1 protein-coding gene is annotated in these 1,654 nt (G+C 58.5%); it reads left to right on the top strand.

What is annotated here, in order from left to right:
• Nucleotides 1–1,437: ABC transporter substrate-binding protein (locus EN893_RS32865; protein ID WP_164901340.1), on the top strand; the 1,437-nt coding region annotated here is incomplete at its 5' end.
• Nucleotides 1,438–1,654: the final 217 nt, after the last annotated feature.

The following is a 1,654-nucleotide window of genomic DNA, read 5'->3' as shown; positions in this document are numbered from 1 at the left end:
AAGCTCGGCATGGCTCATGGCGCGACGACGGATTCGATCGATCCGGCCGGCTACCCCGACACGTTCACACAAACCGCATTTTCGGGCTCGCTGTCCAACAGCCTCACTGAGGTCGACGCCAAAGGCAATGTCCAACCGGACCTCGCCGAGAGCTTTGAAACTTCGGATGGAGCCAAAACCTGGGCCTTCAAGCTGCGCAAAGGCGCAACCTTTCACAACGGCAAGACCGTGACGGCGGATGACGTCGTGACCTCCTTGCAATATCACATGGGCAAGGACACCAAATCGGCGGCGAAATCGCTGTTGGACTCCGTCGCCGACATCAAGGCGGATGGCCCGGAAACGGTGGTTTTCACGCTCAAGAGCGGCAACGCCGATTTCCCTTACATTATGAGTGACTACCATCTGGTCATCATGCCGGCCAAGGATGGCAAGGCGGATTGGGCTTCAGGCGTTCGCACCGGTGCTTTCGTCGTCGAGAATTTCCAGCCCGGCGTTTCGGCCAAGCTCAAGCGCAATCCAAACTACTTCAAGAACGGCAAGCCCTATCTCGATGAGGTGGAGTTCATCGCCATCACGGATCTTGCCGCTCGCATGGCGGCGCTGTCCACGGGGGAGGTGGACTATATCGGCCGCGCCGACCTGAAGACCCTCGGCATGTTGAAACGCAATCCCAAGGTGGAGATCGTCGAAGTCACTGGTTATGGGCACTATACCTTGCCGATGAATGTCACGATGGCGCCATTTGATAATCCAGACGTGCGAATGGCATTGAAATGGGCGATCAATCGCCAAGAAATCGTCGACAAGATCTTTCTTGGCCACGCCACTGTGGCCAACGACAACCCGATCGCGCCGGCCATCAAATTCGCCAAGGATCCGCAACCGCAACACAGCTTCGATCCGGAAAAAGCCAAGCATTACCTGAAAAAGGCCGGAATGGAGAACCTGAAGGTGGATCTCTCGGTCGCCGATGCCGCTTTTGCCGGCGCCGTGGACGCGGCTTCGCTCATTCGCGAAACGGCAGCCCAATGCGGCATCGACGTCAATGTCGTGCGTGAGGCCGAGGACGCTTATTGGGACAATGTCTGGCTGAAGAAACCCTGGTGCGCTTCCTATTGGAGCGGTCGGGCGACGGCCGACTGGATGTTCACGCAAGCCTTCGCCGCCGACTCCAGTTGGAATGAATCCTTCTGGAAAAATCCCCCTTTCAACGAACTGCTTGTCCAGGCGCGCGCCGAGACGGACGAGGCCAAGCGAGCGGCGATGTATGCCGAGATGCAGCAGTTAACCCACGATGACGGCGGCAGCATCGTGCTGGTCTTCAACAATTTCGTCAGCGCCCAATCCAAAAAGCTCGCACACGGTGATGTGGCGCCCAACTGGGAGAACGATGGACTGAAAATGGCCGAACGCTGGTGGATCGCCACGGCATGAGATGGCGGGCCGGAGCCGCGATGGTTTTGAGGCTCCGGTCAGCTGGCTCCGAGTGCAGGGCTGCCGCCCAAAGGGAAACGCCACGCACATGAACCCCGTCGCAAAAACGGTCCTGCAGCGCCTTGGCCTCGGCCTGGTCACTTTGTTCATCGTGTCCATCATTATCTTCTCTGCGATCGCGATGCTTCCAGGCGACTTCGCCAAGGCCACGCTCGGG

It is taken from the genome of Mesorhizobium sp. M7A.F.Ca.CA.004.04.2.1 (assembly GCF_004022825.1).
In the GTDB taxonomy this organism is placed as follows: Bacteria; Pseudomonadota; Alphaproteobacteria; order Rhizobiales; family Rhizobiaceae; genus Mesorhizobium.
The sequence above is the reverse complement of the archived record's forward strand: the minus strand, read 5'-3'. Positions and strand labels throughout refer to the sequence as shown.